Consider the following 1124-nt stretch of genomic DNA (forward strand, 5'->3'; position numbering starts at 1 on the left):
GGTGCTCCTCCTATGGTGTGATGACCACAAGAGTGTGCCAGTGAACCCCTTTTTTGACAAGGGTAGTCCGCTTCCCACGGTTAAGTGCCGTGGTACCACAATCACGGTTACGAATTTTTAGGGCTGGTAATCGCGGCATAATGCGTGAAAGGAGGGTAGCGATAAAATATATCTTCAAAAAACAACGATTGACAAAGCAGTTCAAAAAAAATACTACAAAAGGAATGGAGATTAATAATGAACGAGTCTGATCTGTCTGCAATATTTGGTTGTTTGGTTAGTTTGGTGATACTAGGTGGTTTAGTTGCGCTTGCAGTATTCCTGGTACGCAAAAGCAATGAAGAATCAAAGAAAACAGAGTTGATGTACAGCCAACTTGCGCAGAAACTACCACAAGATAAACAAGGTATATTCTTGATGCAATATAATAACACCAGGAAAGACCCAACGACTGCTGTCTTATTAGCCCTCTTTTTAGGGGGCATTGGAGGGCATAAGTTCTATTTGGGGCAAACAGGTTTGGGAGTTTTGTACCTGTTATTTTGTTGGACAATGATTCCTGGAGTAATAGCTTTGTTTGAAGCATTCAGTTTGCCATTACAAGTGAGTAAATTTAACCAGAAAAAGATGCAGGAAATAGCGAATATGTTGGGAGTCTATTAAGCGAAGTAATAAATCCCATAGGGGTATCATGCTACACACTAGAAATATTTGCATGATACCCCTAGCAACATTATCCTAGCTGAAAAAATCGTGCGGCCCAACCCAAATTACAGCGGACTTGGCTGTCGCCAAGAGTGTACGCGGCCGCATTTGCTCAGTTTGGTTCGGGGTAGCGGATGGCTGTAGCCCAGAGCCGCCAAGCCCGCTGAATAACCCGTTGGGCGTGTGCAGGGGCTTTTTGTACGGCACGTTGACAGGATGAAGCGTTTGCGCCGAGTGGGCGCGTCCCCGGCGATGGCATAAAGCCTGTGCCCGTCGTGCGTGTTTGCCTGGGGCGGGGTGTCTGGGCTGCGGGGTGTCTCGTCCGTGGCCGTGTGCCCGGCTGTGCGCGCCCGCTGTACGGGGATGGCGCCTTGCCTGCGGTGGGATGCTGCCCCCTTCGCTATGGCAGGTCGAACATA

Annotated in this window: 1 protein-coding gene; it reads left to right on the forward strand. The window is 48.4% G+C overall.

Annotation, left to right across the window (positions count from 1 at the left end):
• Positions 1-417 precede the first annotated feature (417 nt).
• A complete protein-coding gene (locus D6694_02540) occupies positions 418-663 on the forward strand; it encodes a TM2 domain-containing protein (protein ID RMH47148.1) in 246 nt (81 codons plus the stop codon).
• Positions 664-1124: the final 461 nt, after the last annotated feature.

This window comes from Gammaproteobacteria bacterium (assembly GCA_003696665.1).
Lineage (GTDB): Bacteria > Pseudomonadota > Gammaproteobacteria > Enterobacterales.

What these genes read in the sequence shown, in the direction of transcription:
- D6694_02540 (RMH47148.1), top strand. Translation starts at nt 418, where the DNA reads ATGCAATATAATAACACCAGGAAAGACCCAACGACTGCTGTCTTATTA.